The organism is Dokdonia sp. 4H-3-7-5 (assembly GCF_000212355.1).
Lineage (GTDB): Bacteria > Bacteroidota > Bacteroidia > Flavobacteriales > Flavobacteriaceae > Dokdonia.
The window spans coordinates 1,432,487-1,452,562 of sequence record NC_015496.1 but is presented as its reverse complement, the minus strand read 5'-3'; the positions used below and the strand labels follow the sequence as shown (position 1 = coordinate 1,452,562).

The following is a 20,076-nucleotide window of genomic DNA, read 5'->3' as shown; positions in this document are numbered from 1 at the left end:
TCGTCCTATTCAAAATAACCTAATAACGTTACTCTATGAAACTCTATAAATCGGCTGCAATTGTGGCTACTTGTGCTCTTACGCTTGTAAGCTGTAAGACAGAAGAAACAAAAGAGACAGCTCAAGTTGAAAAAATCCCTGGTATTGTACTAGAGAATATGGATACTACGGTTGCTCCTAATCAAGATTTTTACAATTATGTAAATGGATCTTGGATGAAAAACACTGAAATTCCAGATGACCGCACTAGTTGGGGTGGATTTTCTGTACTACGCAAAGCTACAGATGCAGATGTTTTAGAAATACTTGCAGAAGCCGAAAAAAGCGGAACATACACTGCTGAAACAGACCAAGCAAAAGCGCTTGCGATTTACAACACCAAACTTGATACCATAGCGCGTAATAAGGCAGGGATTACACCTTTACAACCTGCATTAGATGCAATTGCTAGTGTAACTAACTTAAATGAACTACAGACAGTACTAGCTACTAATCCTGCTGTATCATCACCTTTTTTAAGCATAGGAGCTGGAGCAGATCTTAATGATAGCTCTATGAATACCGTGTATTTAGGGGCAAATGGCCTTGGTCTTCCAGATCGTGACTATTACATTCTAGAAGACGGGAAGTCTAAAGAAATTCGTGAAGAATATGTAAAACATATCTCACGCATGCTTCAAATGCTAGGAGACTCTGAAGCAGAAGCAAATGCCGCTGCCGATAAAATCCTCGCAATGGAAACTGCGCTAGCGACTCCAAGATTAGATAAAGTAGAGAGCCGTGATGCTCGTAACTTTAACAACCCACGTTCTGTCGCTCAGGCAGACGAGATGCTCACATCTATAGATCTTAAAAAGATGATTGCAGATCTTGGTATTAAGAAGGATTTTGACACGCTTCTTGTCACACAATTAAAGTACACAGAAGCTTTAGACACATTCCTTAAAAAAACTTCTATAGAAGATATCAAAACGCTCGTACGTTGGGATACATTTAATAGTTCTGCAGGAAGATTGAGTACAGAAATAGAAACTGCAAATTGGGAGTTTTACAGTAAATACTTAAGCGGTGCAAAAAAACAACGCCCAGCAGATGAGCGCGCACTAGCAACAGTAAATGGCTCTGTAGGAGAAGCGCTAGGGCAGTTATATGTAGATGCTAAGTTTCCACCAGAGGCAAAAGCAAAAGCAGAAACAATGATTGCAAATGTTATTGATGCTTACAAAGCTCGTATCCAAAAATTAGACTGGATGGGTGCAGAGACTAAAGAAAAGGCTATCGAAAAGCTTGATAAATTTACCGTTAAGATTGCATATCCAGACAAGTGGGAAGATTACTCTACAATGGATGTAGCTGCAGATAAGACGTACTTTGAAAATATGACTGCAGTTGGAAAATGGGGCCAACTCAAAAACTTTGATGAAATAGGTGAGCCAGTAGATAAGTCTAAGTGGGGAATGTCTCCTCAGACTGTTAATGCTTACTTCAATCCACTTAACAATGAGATTGTATTTCCAGCAGCAATACTACAACCACCATTTTACAACTACACAGCAGATGAGGCTGTAAATTATGGAGGAATTGGAGCTGTTATAGGTCACGAAATCTCTCACGCTTTTGATGATAGCGGATCACGTTTTGACGCAGATGGAAACCTAAAAAACTGGTGGACTGCCGAAGATCTTGAAGCATTTACAACTCGTGGTAATGCACTCGCAGAGCAGTACAGTGCTGTAGAGGTACTTGATAGCGTTTACGTAAATGGAAAATTCACGCTAGGTGAAAACATAGGAGACCTAGGTGGTGTACTTGGAGCATATGATGGATTACAGAAGTACTATGCAGAAAACGGACGTCCAGAAAACATTGACGGGTTTACTCCTGAGCAACGTTTCTTCATGTCTTGGGCAACAGTATGGAGAACAAAGAGCCGTGATGAAGCATTAAGAACACAAGTAAAAACAGACCCGCACTCTCCAGGAATGGTACGTGCGGTACAGCCTTTATTAAATGTTGATGCTTTCTACGAAGCTTTTGACATTAAAGAAGGAGATGCAAATTACCTAGCTCCTGAGAAGAGAGTTCGTATTTGGTAATATAATATATTCGCTTTCGCGAAAACTAAAACCGCCTCAATCGAGGCGGTTTTTTTATGCGTATTACTTTCGTTATTAAAGGTGCACCGTAAACTCGTAATTTAAAACACTATCAACCGTAATACTATCTATCTGCTTAAAGGATAAGGAATCTTCTTGACTATATTCTGGCGGCTCGAGACCCAACTCAATAGCCTGCTTTGTGTAATATTCTTTTTTTGTAGGATGATTAGGAGACACCGCATTTATAATGTGACCAAAGGCATCTTTCTTGATTATCGCTGTCAAAATCCCGATGCAGTCATCGCGATGTATCATATTAACTGGAGCATCACCATTAGTTAATCCCTTTCGTCCAGCAAGAAATTTCACAGGGTTTCTACTACCACCAAACAATCCTCCAAAACGAACAACCGTTGTCTCAAAAGCAGGGGTGTTAAAGAATATTTGCTCTACATCATATAACTGCTTAGCCGCATTTGTATCGGGTTGTGGTGCATCTTTCTCTGTCACCTTACCTTGTGCATCATCATAGACAGAGGTACTACTTATAAGAATCACTTTTTTAACCTCAGACCGTTCAATCAGATGTAGAAAATGCGCCATTTTGAGAGCGTAGTTTGCACCTGTGTTCTTTCTCAAGCCTGGCGGTATCATAATGAGTAGCACATCTGTATCTGCAAGAAAAGTTTCTACTAAGCCTGAGACACCACTTTCTGCTATTACTACTGGATATGCAAGGATATTACTTCTTGTAAGGTCTTTTGCTTTTTCTGCATCTGTCACACTTCCTTTTACCGTGTACCCCATAAGCTGGAGCCTCGAGGCAAGTGCTTTACCAAGCCATCCTAAACCAGCAATTGTAATTTTTTTATTCATTTATTTTCTAGCAATAACTAGGGTTTTCGTTTAAATCTTCGGCAGCAGCTATAATAATTAGTTGCTTCTATACTCTTATCGAGAATTACATTACTCTTCTACACCAGTGTTGATAGTATCTTTTTTCGCTTTCGCGAAAGCGTACTCAGCAATATCAATCGTACGCTCTACTATGATAGCATCGTTAGGTACAAATGGTTTTGGCATCGTAGTATTAGGTCTCGCCGAAACTGTAAATTTTGGGTTTTCTAATAAATCGTACGAGAACTCCTTGAGTGTAAATTTAGGATTTACACCTTCTGGCACGGCAAATTTAAACTCCAGCTTGTCATTTTTCCCTCTGTAATAACTTAAAATACCTTTACTACCTCGTTTCTTATAAAGCGTCTCAGTACTATCTGCTTTTACAGCAACGCCGTTCCAAGAGATATGCTGTAAAGGAGTTTCTATAGCTGTGTACATACGCATTTGATGCACAGTACGATTAGGTGTGACTGTAAGTGTGATATACCTCAACCCATCTACCAGCGTGTCTTTATCTAGCTGCACCGTACTTTCTGGTAAATCGATTACAGCAGTTTCCTTTGCATAGGTATATGGAGTATTGTATTTACTACCTGCAGCATTACCAATGTACATAGTAGCTTGTTCTGGGTTTTCGCCTAGGTATCCTTTGGTCCAGTCATCAAGCGACTTATTATATGTTGCCCAGTATGCTCGATTTGTATCTGTATTTTGATAATAAATAAGACTATTAGGTGCTTGACGATCTACGGCAGCATCTGAGTTCATGTGTGCAATCCCAAAACAAACGAGCGCTCCTAGCAAACTCAAATATGCTAAGAACTTCTTGTTTCTATATAAACCAAATACTGGCAATACTAGTCCAAAAAGGAGTATCAAAAAGATTACACTCGCATAGAGCATATCTGGTCCTAAACCTACAGGAAAGAACTGTACTAGAGGAGCTAATAAAAATATAGCTGGAGCACACAGTAAGACAAGTAACAACACACTAGGCTTACGCTGCGCTATAAGCACATAAAAAGCAATTAATCCAAAATATACAGGAATGATAAAAAAGGCAGCGCCTTTTAAATAAACTGCAACGAGTATATTAATGATGAGCCACATAGTGAGTGGAGCTACCATATTACTTGCCGTGTTTTGTGCCACGGTAAGCCTATGATACATACCCATACATAGACTAAAACCTAATAAGGCAAAGGCAATAATATACCAGTGACCATTATAAATAAAAACAGGCAACATGTCTTCATAACTAGGATATACATACTTTAATAACTCCCACAATAGGTAAAAAAGCCCTCCTCCTAAGATTAATGTAAGGAAGAAAGTTCTGAAACCTCTAGCGACATATTTTCTCCTCAATTGTTCCTTTTTAAATCCATAAACTAGCAATGCTATAAACAGAACAATTGCAATTGCTACCATAGGCCAGATCCAAGAAAATGGATATGCAACAAAGTTTGCCACAGCGGCATCAAAGTACACATAATCTTCATCAGACTTTATATTGGTAAGGTCTGTAGCTGCAAAGTACTTGAGTAATGGCATTAAGTAAGTTCCTTGGTGCTCTAGTGTCTTGCGATCCAAGTTTTCAAAAGTGTCATTTACCGTATGATAGTCAAAATGATCATCTATAAATGCAAAGAAAAACCCATCAATATCACCATCTTCTCTTAAGACAGTCGAGTCCGTATCATTAGGCAACATTTTGTAAATACTATACATTAATGAAGTCCCTACGGGATACTCCACTCCTGCTTCCATAAATCCATTAATGAGATTTTTATTACCGTGATTAGTCTCTACAATCATATTAGAAGGACCACCACTACCACGTGCTTCAAAGTTGAGGGCAAGTCCCACGTCTTTTGCCCATGGATGTTCATCTACAAAAAGCTGAGCGCCATCTAGGCCAATTTCTTCGGCGTCTGTGATGCAGATTATGATATCATTTACAGGAGTGACTCCGCTTGCAAGGTAAGCTCGTACACTTTCTAGTATAGTTACCACACCAGAACCTGCGTCACTTGCGCCATGAGATGCACTGTGTGGCGCACTATCATAATGTGACATAAGTAATAGTGCCTTACCATCACCACTTCCTTTTATGCGCGCTAGGATATTTTGAGGCTTTGTAAGATTACTGTACCCATTCCATTCTTCATTTACAAAACCTTCTTGTACTTGAGGCTCTAGACCAAGCTTGCGAAGTTCTTGCACAATATATTGCTGCACTTCTGTATGTGCCGCTGTACCCACAAAATGCGGCTTTGCCGAGATTACTTTTAAATGTGATAATGCTCTTGCCGTAGAAAATTCTGTAAGCGGAGTTTCTTTATCACCTATAGTCTTAGGCATGAGTGAGTAAAAGCTCACAAATACTAAAAACAACACTAGAATAAATGAAATAATATGGGATAAACGTTTCATTGAGAAGGCAATCTTTTGGTTTGGTGCTTGTAAAATACGAATTTATGAGCTTGAGTACGCTTTCGCGAAAGCGTAACCTCAAAGATTAAAATTAAATCACTAACTTTAAGAGAACAAAATCAGCAAGTTATGGCAATTAAAAGTTTTATGGGTAAGCGCGCAAAGGACACCAAAAGCAGCGCTACAGATATTAAAGTAAGTGATTACATGAGCCGAAAGCTCATTACTTTTTCTCCTGACCAATCGGTGCTTGAAGTGATGAACAACTTAATTAAACACAAGATTTCTGGTGGTCCCGTGGTTAATGAAAATAACGAACTACTAGGTATTATCTCTGAAGGTGACTGTATGAAGCAAATTTCTGAAAGTCGTTACTACAATATGCCTATGGATAATATGAAGGTGTCTAATCACATGGTGACTAATGTGGATACAATAGACGGTAATATGAATGTTTTTGATGCGGCAAATAAATTTCTAGAGTCAAAACACAGGCGTTTCCCTATTGTAGAAAATGGCAAGCTCGTAGGACAAATAAGCCAAAAAGATGTTCTTAAAGCTGCGCTAGCTCTCAACGGTCAAACTTGGAAATAAGCTGTTATGGCATTTTTTCAAACCAAGCAAGTTCTACTTGCTGAGCTTCATATATAAAATTATTCTTGCCCTCGAGGCCTATCTTCTCAAGTACTCTGCAAGAAGCTTTATTACCTAACTCTGCCATGCCGCAGAGTTTTGTGTTTGGAAAATGTTCAAAAAAGTAATCTCTTGCCGCAATTGAAGATTCGGTTGCATAGCCTTTACACCAATACTCAGGCATAAAACGATATCCTATATCATAAAAATTAGTGTGGCCATTCATTTCTTTTTCAAAGTTATATTTGAGTCCCGTCCACCCTATCCAGTCTCCACTACTTTTCTCTATCGCTGCCCAGCGTCCTATACCGTAGGTTTCATATTGCATACGTATATAATCTATAGATGTTCGCGCCTTTCCCATACATGTAATAGGGTTTTTGCCTAAATATTCATGTACTATTGGATTGCTATCTAGTCGATACATGTTTCCCGTATCTTCTATACGAACCTCGCGTAAAATGAGGTGTTCTGTTTCTATATGGTAGGTCATAATTAATTTAGAATTAAATCCGCTTCAGTTTTATGCACGCTTCACAAGCGCATAAAAATCACCTTCAAGCGGTAAGTACCCTTGATCATACACAAAGTAATACACCGTGCCAGCTTTTGTAGTATAGATACTTGTAAATAGATTGAAGTCAAATCCAGCTGTATTGAGCTTAGACTTGGTTGTTCTCGTTTTATCTTCTGGATTGAGACGCTCTAAGATGCGATAATTCTTACGCAACACATTATTAGTATTACGCATGATATTTTTTGAGTCCTTATTTTGATTATTGTTGTGCGAATTACGGCATGAGTCACTACAGAATTTTTTATCTGCACGACCTATGATTTTATCTCCACACTCGGGACAAGCTCTTTCCATATACTTGCTAGATACTTGAGCTCAAAGCCCAGTTGTTCATATTATGAGGTTAATGCTCTTTAATTATTCTTATAAATCTTAATGTCTAGATCTCCGGTAGCATTCATATGAGCACGGTACATTCCTGCAGTGTTGAATTCCATCGCAACGTTACCGTCTTTGTCTATCGCTACAATACCTCCATCGCCGCCTAAAGCTGGAACTTTCTTCTGGATAACTTCGCTAGCAGCTTCTTGTAGCGTTACTCCTTTATATTCCATCATTGCTGAGATATCATGAGCCACCTGTGCTCGTATAAAAAATTCTCCCCATCCTGTACTACTTACTGCGCACGTAGCATTATTTGCATACGTACCAGAACCTATAATAGGAGCATCACCTATACGGTTGTAACGTTTATTAGTCATTCCTCCTGTAGAAGTTCCCGCAGCTAGGTTACCATGCTTATCTAACGCCGCACAACCTACGGTTCCAAATTTACTGTCCTTTATATAAGGATCCATAAATGCCACCTTCTTATCATCATCGTGGTCGAGCTGTGTTTTTTCTTTATCTATTATTTTCTGTAAAGATTGGAAGCGTCTTTCTGTATAGAAATAAGAAGGGTCTACAATTTCTAATCCTTGCTCTTGTGCAAATTGCTCTGCTCCTTTTGCGCTTAACATCACATGCTCAGATTTATCCATAACAGCTACTGCAAGATCAATAGGATTTTTTACTGTTGTTACTCCAGAGATGGCTCCCGCATTAAGCGTCTTACCATCCATTACACTTGCGTCAAGCTCATTTGTACCATCATGTGTAAAAACAGCACCTTTTCCTGCATTAAATAATGGACTGTCCTCCATAATATTTATAGCTGCTGTCACGGCTTCCATACTAGTTCCACCATTGGCTAGAATTTTATGACCAGCTTTTGTAGCTTCCTCTAGCTTAAGACGATATGCTTTTTCTAGTGAATCTGTCATATTCTTTTTAAGAATAGTACCTGCTCCTCCATGTATAACAAGACCAAATTTTTGATCTGCGGGGATAGTATTTTCAACCTCTTTAGAATTTTCTTTTTTAACTGGCATGTCGCAAGACATGATTAAAAAACATGAAATAATACTAAAAACTAATTTTTTCATAAAGATTACGATTTTGTAAGTGTCTAAATATAAGGAGAAAGAAACTTTAAAACGAACTGGATTTTTCAAAAACATCGATGAAATACACAGTAATTTCTTTGAAATTTCTTACAAATCAACTTTTTTTGTGTATTTCATCGATTAAATACACAAAATATACGTTTAAGTGCAAAATAATTATATCTTGCAGCCATAATAAACTCATAACCCCAAATTATGAAATTGATTAGCCAAACTTTTTACGCACTAGTTGCGTTGTGCCTCCTAAGCGCGTGCACCAGCGAAGAATCTACAGAGATAGATACTCTTGCAAATTTAGAAACTACTATTGAAGTAGAAAATAACATTGAGCTTGCCGAAGAGGTACTTGATGTACTTAACGATTATAGGGCAACTTTAGGTCTTAATGCACTGCAGTGGCATACAGATTCAGAAAATCTTGCAGTAGGACACTCTAGTTACATGGTAGCGCAAAATGCTGCTAGTCACGATAACTTTTACGAGCGCGCAGCTATATTGCAAGAAAATGGGGCAGACATGGTGAGTGAAAATGTTGCTTACGGTTTTAGAGATGCAGAGTCAGTTCTAGAAGGATGGCTTAACAGTCCTGCGCACAAGCAAGCTATAGAGGGAGATTACACACATACAGGAATAGGTATTGTATTGACAGAGACTGGAATACCATACTATACACAACTATTTATAAGATAAGAAGATACCCCCAAATCAATTTTGATTATCAACCCCGTTTGCAACAGTAGACGGGGTTGTTTTTTTACGCTTTCGCGAAAGCGTACTTCTATAAATTGTATTTTTATACAAAGAATAATATTATGGCAATTCAACAACCGTTTAATTTAAACAAGTGGATTGAGGAAAACAGAGATCTCCTCAAACCACCCGTGGGAAATAAGAACTTATACAAAGAAGCTGGTGATTATATCGTAATGATTGTAGGTGGCCCAAATGCTCGTAAGGACTACCACTACAATGAGACCGAAGAACTATTTTTTCAGATAGAAGGTACTATTGAAGTACACGTGCAAGATGAAGGAGTAAAGCGCACTATGCATCTAGGTCCTGGTGATATGTATTTACACCCCGCTGGAGTACCACACTCACCCGTGAGGCATGAAAACTCGATAGGTCTCGTGATAGAACGCAAGAGAGTAGACCTTGATGGTAAGGATGGTTTATTATGGTACTGCGATAATTGTAATCATAAATTATATGAAGTATTCTTTAAGCTTCATAATATAGAAAAAGACTTTTTAGGTCATTTTAAAGATTTCTATGGAAGCAAAGAACATAGAACTTGTAATAACTGTGGAACTGTCATGGAAGTAGATGAGCGATTTACTACGGATTAATAAAAAAATAGAATAATTTTTAGGGTGTGTTTAATAACACGCCCTTTTTTATGGAAGCCTTTGAATTATCCTTAGATTTGACTCAGAACAACACCGCCATTGCAGCAGGTGTATATTAAAGAAATTATTAATCATTGGGTAAGATCGCTATGTATGTTTTCTTCACTCAATAATTCAAAAAACTATGAGCACAGTAGCAAAAGATTTTGGAATGGACGAAGCGCTTAAAATACTTGGCATTTCCGATATAAATGAAGGAACCTCTACAGGTCAAAAAAGTTTTGGTAATGGAGACATTATCGAGTCTTATTCTCCAGTAGATGGACAATTAATAGGTAAAGTAAAAACTACCACAAAGGAAGATTACGAGAAAGTAATGACCTCTGCAACTGCAGCGTTTAAAGACTTTAGAACCATGCCAGCTCCAGCAAGAGGAGAGATGGTACGTCAGTTTGGAAATAAACTTCGTGAGGTAAAAGAGCCATTAGGTAAACTCGTTTCTTATGAGATGGGTAAATCATATCAAGAAGGACTAGGTGAAGTACAAGAGATGATAGACATCTGTGACTTTGCAGTAGGTCTTTCTCGACAGTTACACGGTCTTACAATGCACTCAGAACGTCCTGGTCACAGAATGTATGAGCAGTACCACCCGCTAGGTGTGGTAGGTATCATTTCGGCATTTAATTTTCCGGTAGCTGTTTGGGCTTGGAACACAGCGCTTGCTTGGGTTTGTGGAGATGTTTGTGTATGGAAACCATCAGAAAAAACACCGCTTTGTGGTGTTGCTTGTCAAAACATTATTGCAGAGGTTCTTAAAGCTAACGATATGCCAGAAGGTATCTCTTGCCTTATAAACGGAGATTACAAAGTAGGTGAGATGATGACTACAGATAAGCGTGTCCCTCTTATTTCTGCTACCGGTTCTACTCGTATGGGTAAAAAGGTGTCTGCTACGGTAGGAGAACGTCTAGGAACATCACTACTCGAACTAGGGGGAAATAATGCAATCATTGTAACTCCAGACGCAGATATTAAAATGACAGTAATCGGTGCCGTTTTTGGTGCTGTAGGAACTGCTGGACAACGCTGTACATCTACTAGACGTCTTATTATACATGAGAGTATGTATGATAAAGTAAAAGACGCCGTAGTAAAAGCATATGGACAGTTACGCATAGGTAATCCTCTTGATGAAAATAATCACGTAGGACCACTTATCGATACGGATGCAGTTGCCAATTACAACAGCGCACTAGAACGTGTGGTTGCAGAAGGTGGTAACCTTATTGTAGAAGGTGGAGTTCTTAGTGGAGAAGGTTATGAGAGCGGTTGCTACGTAAAGCCAGCGATTGCAGAGGCTAGTAATGATTATGAGATTGTACAACACGAGACTTTTGCTCCTGTATTATACTTATTAAAATACAAAGGTGATGTAATGGATGCTTTAGAGCTTCAAAACGGCGTTGCACAAGGACTTTCGTCTGCTATTATGACAAACAATCTTCGCGAGGCAGAGCGCTTCTTAAGCGTTGCAGGATCAGATTGTGGTATTGCAAACGTAAACATAGGTACTTCTGGTGCAGAGATAGGTGGAGCCTTTGGAGGTGAGAAAGACACTGGAGGAGGCCGCGAGTCTGGATCAGATGCTTGGAAAGTATATATGAGAAGACAGACTAACACTATTAATTACACGACAGAGCTTCCACTTGCCCAAGGAATTAAATTTGACTTATAGGAGACTATCTCTTTAAGATAAAGAATAACGTTCTCAAAAACCGTTTCCCATAATAAGGAAGCGGTTTTTTTATGCGCTTTCGCGAAAATTTGAACACATCAAACCCACTCTTCTCAATATGAGTAAAACAGTATAAAACCTACGTCTTGCGTTAGAAATTGATAATTTTTATTCGATTAATCTCTTAAAATCATCGAGCAAATACATAATCTACTGAATATCAAAGCTCAAAAGTTGTAAGTGTTAATATTTTAACTAACTTTAAGAAACAGTAACCACCTAAAAAACAACCAAATGAGTAAGAAAATGTGATACCTTCTAGGTATGCTGCTTACGATTGTTATTTGTATGATTCTCGCATGGATTTTTTGTTGTAACACTACTCAAAGTAGTGATTCACAAAACAATCAAAGAGAAACAACTATTAACAATCCTCCTGCAGTAGCTACCCCAGAAGTAGCAACCTCAATGGCCTTTAATCTTAAAGGGCCCGATGGGAAATTTGCTTTTACTAGCAACGACAATTTTAACTTCAACACTTCATCATTTTCAATACTACCTCCTATCTCTGGAGAAGTTACAGATGGTGTAAATCAATTCAAAACATATTTTGAGACTGCCGGTAATGAAGATAAGATGATAGATATCACAGGATATTATGATAGTGGAGAAAAAAACACCTCAGCATTTGCAGATCTTGGACTTGCTAGATCAAATTCGGTAAAAAACTATTTTGTTGATCAAGGAATTCCCTCCAGCCGTATTAACACATACGGAGAGCTACGCGCATCAATAGTTTCTGATGGCAACGTTTACAAAGGCCCTATAGAATACAGGATTTTTAACCAGGCAAATGGAGATCTTGATGCTACTAATACGGCACTACAAGACATAGAGAATAGCCTAAGAGCAGACCCACTAGTATTGTACTTCAATTATGGAGAAGCCTCTGTAACACTAAGCGAGAAAAAACGCTTACAAATAGGAGACATAAGCTGTTATCTTGATAAAAAAGAAGGTGCAACCATCACTGTTGAAGGACACACAGACAGTCAAGGTAGCCTCACAACTAACGATAGATTAGGATTAGAAAGAGCAGAGTTTGCAAAGGCATACCTTGCAAACAACGGTATTCCGGAATCAAAAATCAAAACAGTTTCAAAAGGAGAGCGTAGCCCTATTGAAACAAATGATACTGAGGAAGGACACAATAAAAACAGACGCGCAGTCATCACACTAAACTAACAGACCAAAAACAAAATAATTATGGATTTTTCAAACATAGCTTGCTGGATATGGCCACTCATCGCGGGTGTCATCTGCGGTATTTTAGGATATTTATTGGGTCGCCTTTTTGGCAGTAGTAATAATAAAACAATAGACTACAGCGCAGATCTTGATGCTTGCAAACGCAAAACAACGTCACTACAAGCAGATCTAGATGCGTGTACTCGTAAAACTACATCCTTAGAGGCAGATTTAGCTTCAAGTGAGTCTAAGCTTAGTCTAGCAAAAAAAGCTCCCTTGGCGGCAACTAGTACCGCGAGCATCGCAAGTTCATTTGCGGCAGGGGCAGCTACAAGTAAAACAGTTATTGAAAATACAAATACTAGTGAACCATCACCATCTACAGGTATTATAGGCGTACCGTTTGATGCAGCAGTTGCAAAAGGTGCCTACGGGAAGAAAAAAGTAAGAGAGAATGACCTCACCATCGTAGAGGGCATAGGACCAAAAATCTCAGAGCTATTTCATAATCATGATATTAAAACTTGGGCAGCACTAGCAAGCACTTCTGTAGAGAAGTGCCAGGAAGTACTTAATTCTGGTGGAAAACGCTATGAAATACATCGTCCAGGGACATGGCCTATGCAAGCAGAAATGGCAGCACTAGGAAAATGGGCAGAGCTCAAAAAATGGCAAGATGAGCATGATTATGGTAAGGCGTAAGTAACACAGTATTCCATAAAAAAAAGTCCGCTATGATACATTTCATAGCGGACTTTCATTTTATAAAAAGCTATTTACTATAATAATGTGGCGTCTAATGTGATTTCTGCTTTCATAAGTTTAGACAGTGGGCATACTTCCTTTGCTTTTTGAGCAATCTCTTCAAATTTCTCTTTTGAAATATTTGGCACTTTACCTTTGGTTACTAACTTGATGGTGGTGATTTCGCCATCTTCAAAAGTTACGTGAGCATCTGTGTCAAGACTATCTGCAACAAAATCTTCTTCATTTAACAAGAAACTCAATTGCATTGTATAACAACCGGAATGTGCAGCACCTATAAGCTCTTCTGGGTTAGTCCCTACTCCATCTTCAAATCTTGTCCCAAATGCATATTGTGCTTTATCTAATACAGTACTTTCTGTTGATATTGATCCTTTACCTTCCTTTCCACTTCCTGCCCAATGAGCGCTTGCTTTCCTTGTAAATTTCATAAATGGTAATTTAAAACGACAAGAACATGTCTTCATCGCTGTTATTAATATGAAGTAAAAGTAATTAGATTACGCTTTCGCGAAAGCGGTATTAACAACATATAACATCATCTTTAACAAAGCTTTATAATGACCTCAACTCATAGTCTACACTTGTTTTGAGGAAGTTGAAAGTCATTAACCTATTTGCGTGCCATTTGCTACTTCTCTATCTGGAGCTATTAAAATAACATCCTTCTCATTTCCCAACCCTCCCAAAACGAGACACTCACTCATCATTGTTGCAATTTGCTTAGGAGGAAAATTAAGGACTGCAACCACTTGCCTTCCCACTAGTTCTTGAGTCGTATACAACTCCGTGATTTGTGCAGATGTTTTTCTTTTACCGTGCTCACCAAAGTCCACAACCATTTTATAGGATGGATTTCTAGCCTCTGCAAAAACCTCTGCAGATAAGATGGTGCCTACTCGCATTTCTACCTTAGTAAAATCACTCCAAGTTAAATTTTTATCTTGCTTATCTTCCATAGTTGACTTTTGACACAGAGACTACATAGCTCATGAGTTAGTTAATAATCTACATTACTGCTGGCCATTATTTCCTAGCAAAACAATAACTCCTATCACCATAAGACCCGCTAGTATCGCAAAGAAAATCTTCCAGAATGAATACGGTCGTTTTCCAGAGAGTGCTCCCGTTTCTCCATTAACAAAAAAGTTATATTCCTTACCGTTATAGCGGTATGAACTCACATAAACGGGTAATAAAATGTGTTTAAACGTCTCCTCTGCGAGCTTCATGTCTATAGATGACACTCGTTGTGTATCGCCTCCTATGTCTCTAGCTGCCCAAGTAGATGCTATTTGCTTTGCAACATCACGAGATTTACCATAACCATCTTTGAGAGGAATCGTATATTTTTCTGTCACAAAACCAGATAAAAACCCGCTGTTGAAGGGTTGCAATTTTTTAAGATCCCATCTAGCAATTTTAGAAGGAACTCTTCCTGCTCGTTGTTTTGAGGCTTCTACCAAGGTGTCATCTACAAATCCAGATACACTGCCAGAAGCAGGATACCATCTCGTTTTTTGCACCTGTCTAGATTGCGTTTTTCCTTTACTATCTCGATAGGTTTCTGTCACATAGTAGTACTCCCCTCGCTGGCCCGTATAGTTTGCAGCAAGCTGCGCATCAAAGGTCCAGTAAGGTAAATACAGTCCCTTTGTAAATTGTGGATCTAGTGAAGCTTTCTTTAATTTATTAGGAGCCCACCACAACCCATTTACCCACTTTTTAAAAATAGTAAACGAGGCACCCTGATCTATTTGAAATGGTAATACAGCTCCTGGCAAAATCCAGTTTTCCTTTCGCATATCTTCAAGTATGAGCGGCATACTGCAATACACGCAATGCAGGGATTTATAATGTTCTTCTACATGCTGGTTTGCCCCACAGTTTTTACAGTGAAGCATTGAGATTTCTTCGCTGTTTTTTTGATCTCCCATTTTATCCAAATAAGGATAAAGCTCTAGTTCTTCAAACTTACTGGTCTCAAGTGATATTTTTTCTTGATGCCCGCAGTACTCACAGGTAATAGACGTTGTACCTGGCTTATACTTAAGCTCTGCACCACAATTTATACAGGCTTTTTTAAGTTCAGTTTTATGAATGGGTGTTTCTTCCATATAGGAATAATGAAAGGTGCATATTTAGGAATACGCACCTCAAAAGGTTTTAGTTATACAATATTATTGTGGTAACGGCGGCGGTGTGTTACCTCCTAAGAAAGACTTAAGCTCTTCCACCTCTTGCAATGCAGTCCATGCAGCCATTCCTTGCTTCCACACAAGACTCTCCTTATTGATAGTGCGGTTTGCAAATAAAGCCTTGAGTTGATCTATACTTACGGGTCCTTGTTGCGCACCGTTTACCGCATAAAAATATTGTACTGCGGCTGGCATAGGTGGCGGCATCATTCCACCTTGATTCATTTGTGGTTGTGCTTGTTGTTGTCCGCCCATTTGTGGAGACATCATTCCGCCCATTTGTTGTGCAAGTACAAAGCCCATTCCCATACCCATTCCTGCTCCTGCAGTACCACCTTCATTTGTCGCTGCAGCTTCTATAGCTTTTGCAGTTTTAAACTTAGTAAGTTTATCTAGATCTATTTTATCCAGACGACTGTATTCAAATATTTCTTTCTTGAGGTCTTCTGGCATCGATACATTCTCGATGTAAAACTTCTCAAGAGAAATACCTACAGACATGAACTCTGGCTTCATTACCTCTTGGCACGTCTCAGAAAGCTCTGAAGTATTTGCAGCATACAGCTCTATAGGAAGATTTGCTTCTCCTACCGTATCTGTAAATCTTGTTGCAATGAGACTTTTGAGGTGCTCATTAATCTCAAAATTTGTAAAGTTGTTATCTGTCCCTACGATGTCTACAATAAACTTTCCAGCATCTGCAATTTTAAAGGCATAGGTTCCAAAAGCGCGAATTTCTACAAGTCCGAAACGATCATCACTTAACGTAATTGGGTTTTTAGTTCCCCACTTTTCATCTGTGAATAAGTGTGTGTTTACAAAATAAACTTCTGCTTTAAATGGAGAGTTAAAGCCATATTTCCAACCTTTAATAGTAGATAAAATTGGTAAATTCTGAGTTGTTAGATCATACGTTCCAGGTGTAAACACATCTGCCAGTTGGCCTTCATTTACAAACACTGCCGTCTGTCCTTCACGTACAACAAGCTTTGCACCATTTTTTATCTCATTTTGATAGCGCTCAAAACGGTGAGCAATGGTGTCATCTGTATAGTCTAACCACTCGACAATATCTATAAACTCATTACTGAGTTTCTCTTTAATTTTACTGAAAATATCCATAGGTTGTGTTGTTTTATTTTGTGTTTTAAAGTTATGAAAAAAGGAGTATAAAAAAACCTACTATCGTTCCCTCAAACAATAGCAGGTCTTATTTGCCTATATAAAGGCAGCTCAAAACAATGTATGGTGGCTTATCATCTATCCTTGATACTCATATGAGCTACCATCTGGAAACTCTATTGAGAAATAAGAAACATCAAATTCCTCATCTTGAAAAATTTCTTCTAGAAGTCCCCACTCTTCCGTATTTGTATTCATGACATATTTTTTTAAGTGATTAATACATTACAAATATGAACCAGATTTATGGATCTCTAAGGGATATAATAGCGTGAATTTACAAGGGCGTAAACCCCTATATTAATAAGTTATTCTTAAACAGCATACACGAAAGACTTATTAATAGAGCTGCTAGACACCTTTTCTTATAGTGCTATAGAGGTTGTTGTTAAGCTTTCGCGAAAGCGTTATTAATACCCTTAAAGAATTCCTATTTTTGATACACTTTTAAAATCAATATGTATGCTCACGATAGATCCTAAAGAAATTCCAGTTCCACAATTATTTGCTCACCTTACAGGTGCTGTGGGACCGCGTCCTATTGCATTTGCAAGTACGGTAGATAAGAATGGTAAAGTAAATCTTGCTCCTTTTAGCTTTTTTAATGTCTTTGGGGCAAATCCTCCTATTCTTGTGTATTCACCTTCTAGAAGTGGTCGTGATAACACCACAAAACACACGCTAGATAACGTACTTGAAGTACCTGAATGTACTGTAAACATTGTAAACTATGCAATGGTGCAACAAATGTCACTTGCAAGTACGGCTTATGCAAAAGGTGTAAACGAGTTTACAAAGTCTGGACTTACTGAAAAACCATCTGAGATGGTGCAACCTCCTTGCGTTGCAGAGGCTCCTGTACAGTTTGAGTGTAAAGTAATTGAGGTAAAGCCACTAGGTGATCAAGGTGGCGCGGGAAATCTTGTAATTTGCGAGATTTTAAAAATGCATATTGATGAGGAGGTACTAGATGCTCATGGAGCAATAGATCCTCTCAAGATAGATCAAGTCTCACGTATGGGTGCAAACTGGTATAGTAGAGCAAAAGATGGACTTTTTGAAGTGCCTAAACCTGTTTTAAGAACTGGCATAGGGGTGGATATGATCCCTCAAGAAATAAGAAATAGTACGATACTCACTGGTAACGACTTAGGTACGTTAGGTAATGTAGAGCAGCTACCTACCGAAGATGAGATTTCTGACTTTATAGCACAACATGAAGATTTAAGAACAAATCTTGCCACAGCAAGTGAGGAAACGGTGCATAAACTGGCAAAGGAATATTTAGATAAAAAAAATGTGGATAATGCGTGGAGAGTTCTGCTCGCAAAACGCTAGGATTTTCATAAATTTACACCCTAATAATTGAACGCGATGGAAGTACAAGGTAAAGTAAAGATGGTCGGTGAGACTCAAACATTTGGGAGCAACGGCTTTAGAAAAAGAGAACTTGTCGTAACGACAGAAGAGCAATACCCACAGCACATTATGGTGGAGTTTGTACAAGATAAAACAGATCTTTTGAACAACTATGCTGTTGGTCAAAATGTAAAAGTGAGCATTAACTTAAGAGGACGCGAGTGGGTAAATCCACAAGGTGAGACTAAGTATTTTAACTCTATCCAAGGATGGCGCATTGAGAATGTATCTGCTGAAAATGCAGGTGGTGGTCAACCACTTCCTCCTATGCCTCCTGCAGATTCATTTGAGCCTGCAACAAACTTAAATAGTGACGATCACGACGATCTACCATTTTAAGACGATAAAGGTCAACGTATTGATATTTGAACCCAAAACAATTAACTTGTTTTGGGTTCTTTATTTTTACACCTTTATCAACCTATGATTGTATACGGAGTTTGTAAAAGTTGCCATAACCACTTGAGCTTAAATGTTCTTGCAGGCACACGTCCTGAACTTTCAAAACAAATAGGTGCAAGCATTTCAAAAAAATGTAACCGATGCGGGGTCACTACCACCTTTACTATAAACCAGCTCAAAGCAAAACTCTCAAAACGCATACGTCATGCAGTTTTGGAGGTTGCAATTGTAGGTGTTGTAATATTATCTTCTGCCTACTACTTTCTCACAGACATCACCTATATCGCCTTAATTATTGCACTTTACACGCCACTTGCAATAGGCTATGTGTGGCATACGAGAAGAAATTTTAAGTTAATTGATACTTTTAATAGAAGCAAAGCCTAGTTATCTTTGTGTATAGCTATTAATTATACTCGTGCTTTTACTCCCAGAAGATCAACATTGGAATAATGACCCTTGGTTTCCAGAACACCATCTGGCAGACGAGGAAGGGTTACTTATGGTAGGTGGTGATCTCACTACAGACTGGTTATTACTTGCTTATAATTCTGGCATTTTTCCTTGGTATAATGAGGGACAGCCTATTTTATGGTGGACGCCAGACCCGCGTATGGTAGTAAAACCTAGTGACGTACACGTATCAAAATCTATGCGAAAAGTGTTACGAGACAATCACTTTACAGTTACCTATAACCAGAATTTTCTAGAAGTCATACTTGCTTGTAAACGCATTAAGCGCAACGGTCAAGATGGCACGTGGATTACTAATGATATTATAGATGCATACCTCAGATTACACGAGCTAGGTCATGCTATTTCCGTTGAGGTTTGGCATGATAAAAAATTAGTCGGAGGTCTTTATGGAATAGATCTAAAGGAGAAAGGAATATTTTGTGGAGAAAGCATGTTTGCAACCATGAGCAATGCCAGTAAAGTGGGATTTATTACGCTTTCGCGAAGGCTAGAAAAAGAAAATTACCACCTCATCGATTGCCAGATGTATACAGACCATCTAGCGAGCCTAGGTGCCGCCGAAATTCCGAGAGATTTATTTCTTGAATATCTACAGTAGGGACGCAATACCTTGCGTCCCTACTGCACCTTGTTATATCTAAAGCAACTTACTTCATGGTCATTTACCATACCAATAGCTTGCATAAATGCATAGATAATGGTGCTTCCCACAAACTTGAATCCGCGTTTTTTGAGGTCTTTTGATATGGCGTCACTCAGCGGAGTATTTGCTGGTGCTTCTTTGTATGACTGTATCTCATTTTGGATAGGAGTATTATCTACATAAGCCCATAGATACTTAGAAAAACTCCCAAACTCTTCTTGAATCTCCATATATAGCCTAGCATTTGTGACTGTACCACGCACTTTTAATTTATTTCTGATAATGCCGGCATCTTGCAATAATGACTGGATTTTATCTTCTTTATAAGCTGCAATACGCTTGTAGTCAAAGTTATCAAAGGCAACCCTAAAGTTTTCTCTCTTTTTTAAAATAGTAATCCAACTCAATCCCGCTTGAAAAGTTTCTAATACTAGAAACTCAAAAAGCAAATCCTCATCTCTCAAGGGAGTACCCCACTCATTATCATGATACGCTTCATAGAGATCATCACCTACACACCAACTGCATTTATTTTTTGTCATCATTGCTTCATTTGGGATTCTAA

The 20,076-nt window shown here is 38.5% G+C and carries 21 protein-coding genes; 11 read left to right on the top strand and 10 right to left on the bottom strand.

The window, feature by feature from the left end; all coding sequences use genetic code 11:
- Nucleotides 1–35: 35 nt before the first annotated feature.
- Nucleotides 36–2,096, top strand: a complete 2,061-nt coding sequence (locus tag KRODI_RS06420; RefSeq protein ID WP_013750777.1) for a M13 family metallopeptidase — start codon at nucleotides 36–38, stop codon at nucleotides 2,094–2,096.
- 75 nt (nucleotides 2,097–2,171) lie between these two features.
- On the opposite strand, the gene KRODI_RS06415 is transcribed toward KRODI_RS06420, so the two are convergent.
- Together KRODI_RS06415 and KRODI_RS06410 are read right to left on the bottom strand one after the other, a co-directional pair.
- The gene (locus tag KRODI_RS06415) at nucleotides 2,172–2,975 is read right to left on the bottom strand and encodes an NAD(P)H-binding protein (protein WP_013750776.1); all 804 of its coding nucleotides are present in this window, start codon (nucleotides 2,973–2,975) and stop codon (nucleotides 2,172–2,174) included.
- Between the two features lie 90 nt (nucleotides 2,976–3,065).
- A complete protein-coding gene (locus KRODI_RS06410) occupies nucleotides 3,066–5,435 on the bottom strand; it encodes a M28 family peptidase (RefSeq protein ID WP_013750775.1) in 2,370 nt (789 codons plus the stop codon).
- A gap of 129 nt (nucleotides 5,436–5,564) precedes the next feature.
- Here KRODI_RS06410 and KRODI_RS06405 point away from each other — a divergent pair, with 129 nt between their 5' ends.
- Complete coding sequence (locus KRODI_RS06405) at nucleotides 5,565–6,029, top strand: CBS domain-containing protein (RefSeq protein WP_013750774.1); 465 nt, start codon at nucleotides 5,565–5,567, stop codon at nucleotides 6,027–6,029.
- A 4-nt stretch (nucleotides 6,030–6,033) separates the two neighbouring features.
- Here KRODI_RS06405 and KRODI_RS06400 read toward each other — a convergent pair whose 3' ends face one another.
- The 3 genes from KRODI_RS06400 to KRODI_RS06390 are packed head-to-tail and all read right to left on the bottom strand — an operon-like array spanning nucleotide 6,034 to nucleotide 8,069.
- Nucleotides 6,034–6,561: a GNAT family N-acetyltransferase gene (locus tag KRODI_RS06400; protein WP_013750773.1), complete on the bottom strand. Its 528-nt coding sequence runs from the start codon at nucleotides 6,559–6,561 to the stop codon at nucleotides 6,034–6,036.
- A 30-nt stretch (nucleotides 6,562–6,591) separates the two neighbouring features.
- Nucleotides 6,592–6,939, bottom strand: coding sequence for a hypothetical protein (locus KRODI_RS06395; protein WP_013750772.1), 348 nt, complete (start codon nucleotides 6,937–6,939; stop codon nucleotides 6,592–6,594).
- A gap of 59 nt (nucleotides 6,940–6,998) precedes the next feature.
- Entirely contained in the window at nucleotides 6,999–8,069 is a 1,071-nt protein-coding gene (locus KRODI_RS06390) for an isoaspartyl peptidase/L-asparaginase family protein (protein WP_013750771.1), read from the bottom strand.
- Between the two features lie 216 nt (nucleotides 8,070–8,285).
- Here KRODI_RS06390 and KRODI_RS06385 point away from each other — a divergent pair, with 216 nt between their 5' ends.
- The 5 genes from KRODI_RS06385 to KRODI_RS06365 all read left to right on the top strand — a co-directional run bounded on the left by KRODI_RS06385 (nucleotide 8,286) and on the right by KRODI_RS06365 (nucleotide 13,127).
- The gene (locus KRODI_RS06385) at nucleotides 8,286–8,780 is read left to right on the top strand and encodes a CAP domain-containing protein (protein WP_013750770.1); all 495 of its coding nucleotides are present in this window, start codon (nucleotides 8,286–8,288) and stop codon (nucleotides 8,778–8,780) included.
- Nucleotides 8,781–8,902: 122 nt separating this feature from the next.
- Entirely contained in the window at nucleotides 8,903–9,439 is a 537-nt protein-coding gene (locus tag KRODI_RS06380; protein ID WP_013750769.1) for a 3-hydroxyanthranilate 3,4-dioxygenase, read from the top strand.
- A 184-nt stretch (nucleotides 9,440–9,623) separates the two neighbouring features.
- On the top strand, nucleotides 9,624–11,177 hold the full coding sequence (locus KRODI_RS06375) for an aldehyde dehydrogenase family protein (protein WP_013750768.1): 1,554 nt from the start codon (nucleotides 9,624–9,626) through the stop codon (nucleotides 11,175–11,177).
- Nucleotides 11,178–11,501: 324 nt separating this feature from the next.
- Nucleotides 11,502–12,422: an OmpA family protein gene (locus KRODI_RS06370; RefSeq protein WP_013750767.1), complete on the top strand. Its 921-nt coding sequence runs from the start codon at nucleotides 11,502–11,504 to the stop codon at nucleotides 12,420–12,422.
- Nucleotides 12,423–12,443: 21 nt separating this feature from the next.
- Nucleotides 12,444–13,127, top strand: coding sequence for a hypothetical protein (locus KRODI_RS06365; protein WP_013750766.1), 684 nt, complete (start codon nucleotides 12,444–12,446; stop codon nucleotides 13,125–13,127).
- Between the two features lie 77 nt (nucleotides 13,128–13,204).
- Here KRODI_RS06365 and KRODI_RS06360 read toward each other — a convergent pair whose 3' ends face one another.
- The 4 genes from KRODI_RS06360 to KRODI_RS06345 all read right to left on the bottom strand — a co-directional run bounded on the left by KRODI_RS06360 (nucleotide 13,205) and on the right by KRODI_RS06345 (nucleotide 16,510).
- Nucleotides 13,205–13,621 (bottom strand): OsmC family protein, encoded by a 417-nt coding sequence (locus tag KRODI_RS06360; RefSeq protein ID WP_041295646.1) that lies wholly within the window; start codon nucleotides 13,619–13,621, stop codon nucleotides 13,205–13,207.
- 177 nt (nucleotides 13,622–13,798) lie between these two features.
- The gene (locus KRODI_RS06355) at nucleotides 13,799–14,149 is read right to left on the bottom strand and encodes a tRNA-binding protein (protein WP_013750764.1); all 351 of its coding nucleotides are present in this window, start codon (nucleotides 14,147–14,149) and stop codon (nucleotides 13,799–13,801) included.
- Nucleotides 14,150–14,203: 54 nt separating this feature from the next.
- Nucleotides 14,204–15,307: a hypothetical protein gene (locus tag KRODI_RS06350; protein ID WP_013750763.1), complete on the bottom strand. Its 1,104-nt coding sequence runs from the start codon at nucleotides 15,305–15,307 to the stop codon at nucleotides 14,204–14,206.
- Between the two features lie 63 nt (nucleotides 15,308–15,370).
- The gene (locus KRODI_RS06345; protein WP_013750762.1) at nucleotides 15,371–16,510 is read right to left on the bottom strand and encodes an SPFH domain-containing protein; all 1,140 of its coding nucleotides are present in this window, start codon (nucleotides 16,508–16,510) and stop codon (nucleotides 15,371–15,373) included.
- Nucleotides 16,511–17,032: 522 nt separating this feature from the next.
- On the opposite strand from KRODI_RS06345, the gene KRODI_RS06340 reads away from it, so the two are divergent.
- From KRODI_RS06340 to aat, 4 genes are all read left to right on the top strand, one after another.
- Nucleotides 17,033–17,908, top strand: coding sequence for a flavin reductase family protein (locus KRODI_RS06340; RefSeq protein ID WP_013750760.1), 876 nt, complete (start codon nucleotides 17,033–17,035; stop codon nucleotides 17,906–17,908).
- A gap of 36 nt (nucleotides 17,909–17,944) precedes the next feature.
- Nucleotides 17,945–18,328, top strand: coding sequence for a DUF3127 domain-containing protein (locus KRODI_RS06335; RefSeq protein ID WP_013750759.1), 384 nt, complete (start codon nucleotides 17,945–17,947; stop codon nucleotides 18,326–18,328).
- Nucleotides 18,329–18,412: 84 nt separating this feature from the next.
- Nucleotides 18,413–18,778 carry a hypothetical protein gene (locus KRODI_RS06330; protein WP_144782468.1) on the top strand — a complete coding sequence of 122 codons (366 nt, stop codon included), beginning with the start codon at nucleotides 18,413–18,415 and terminating at the stop codon, nucleotides 18,776–18,778.
- Nucleotides 18,779–18,809: 31 nt separating this feature from the next.
- Nucleotides 18,810–19,466 carry a leucyl/phenylalanyl-tRNA--protein transferase gene (gene aat, locus KRODI_RS06325; protein ID WP_013750757.1) on the top strand — a complete coding sequence of 219 codons (657 nt, stop codon included), beginning with the start codon at nucleotides 18,810–18,812 and terminating at the stop codon, nucleotides 19,464–19,466.
- Between the two features lie 20 nt (nucleotides 19,467–19,486).
- On the opposite strand, the gene KRODI_RS06320 is transcribed toward aat, so the two are convergent.
- Nucleotides 19,487–20,053, bottom strand: a complete 567-nt coding sequence (locus KRODI_RS06320) for a DNA-3-methyladenine glycosylase I (RefSeq protein ID WP_041295644.1) — start codon at nucleotides 20,051–20,053, stop codon at nucleotides 19,487–19,489.
- Nucleotides 20,054–20,076: the final 23 nt, after the last annotated feature.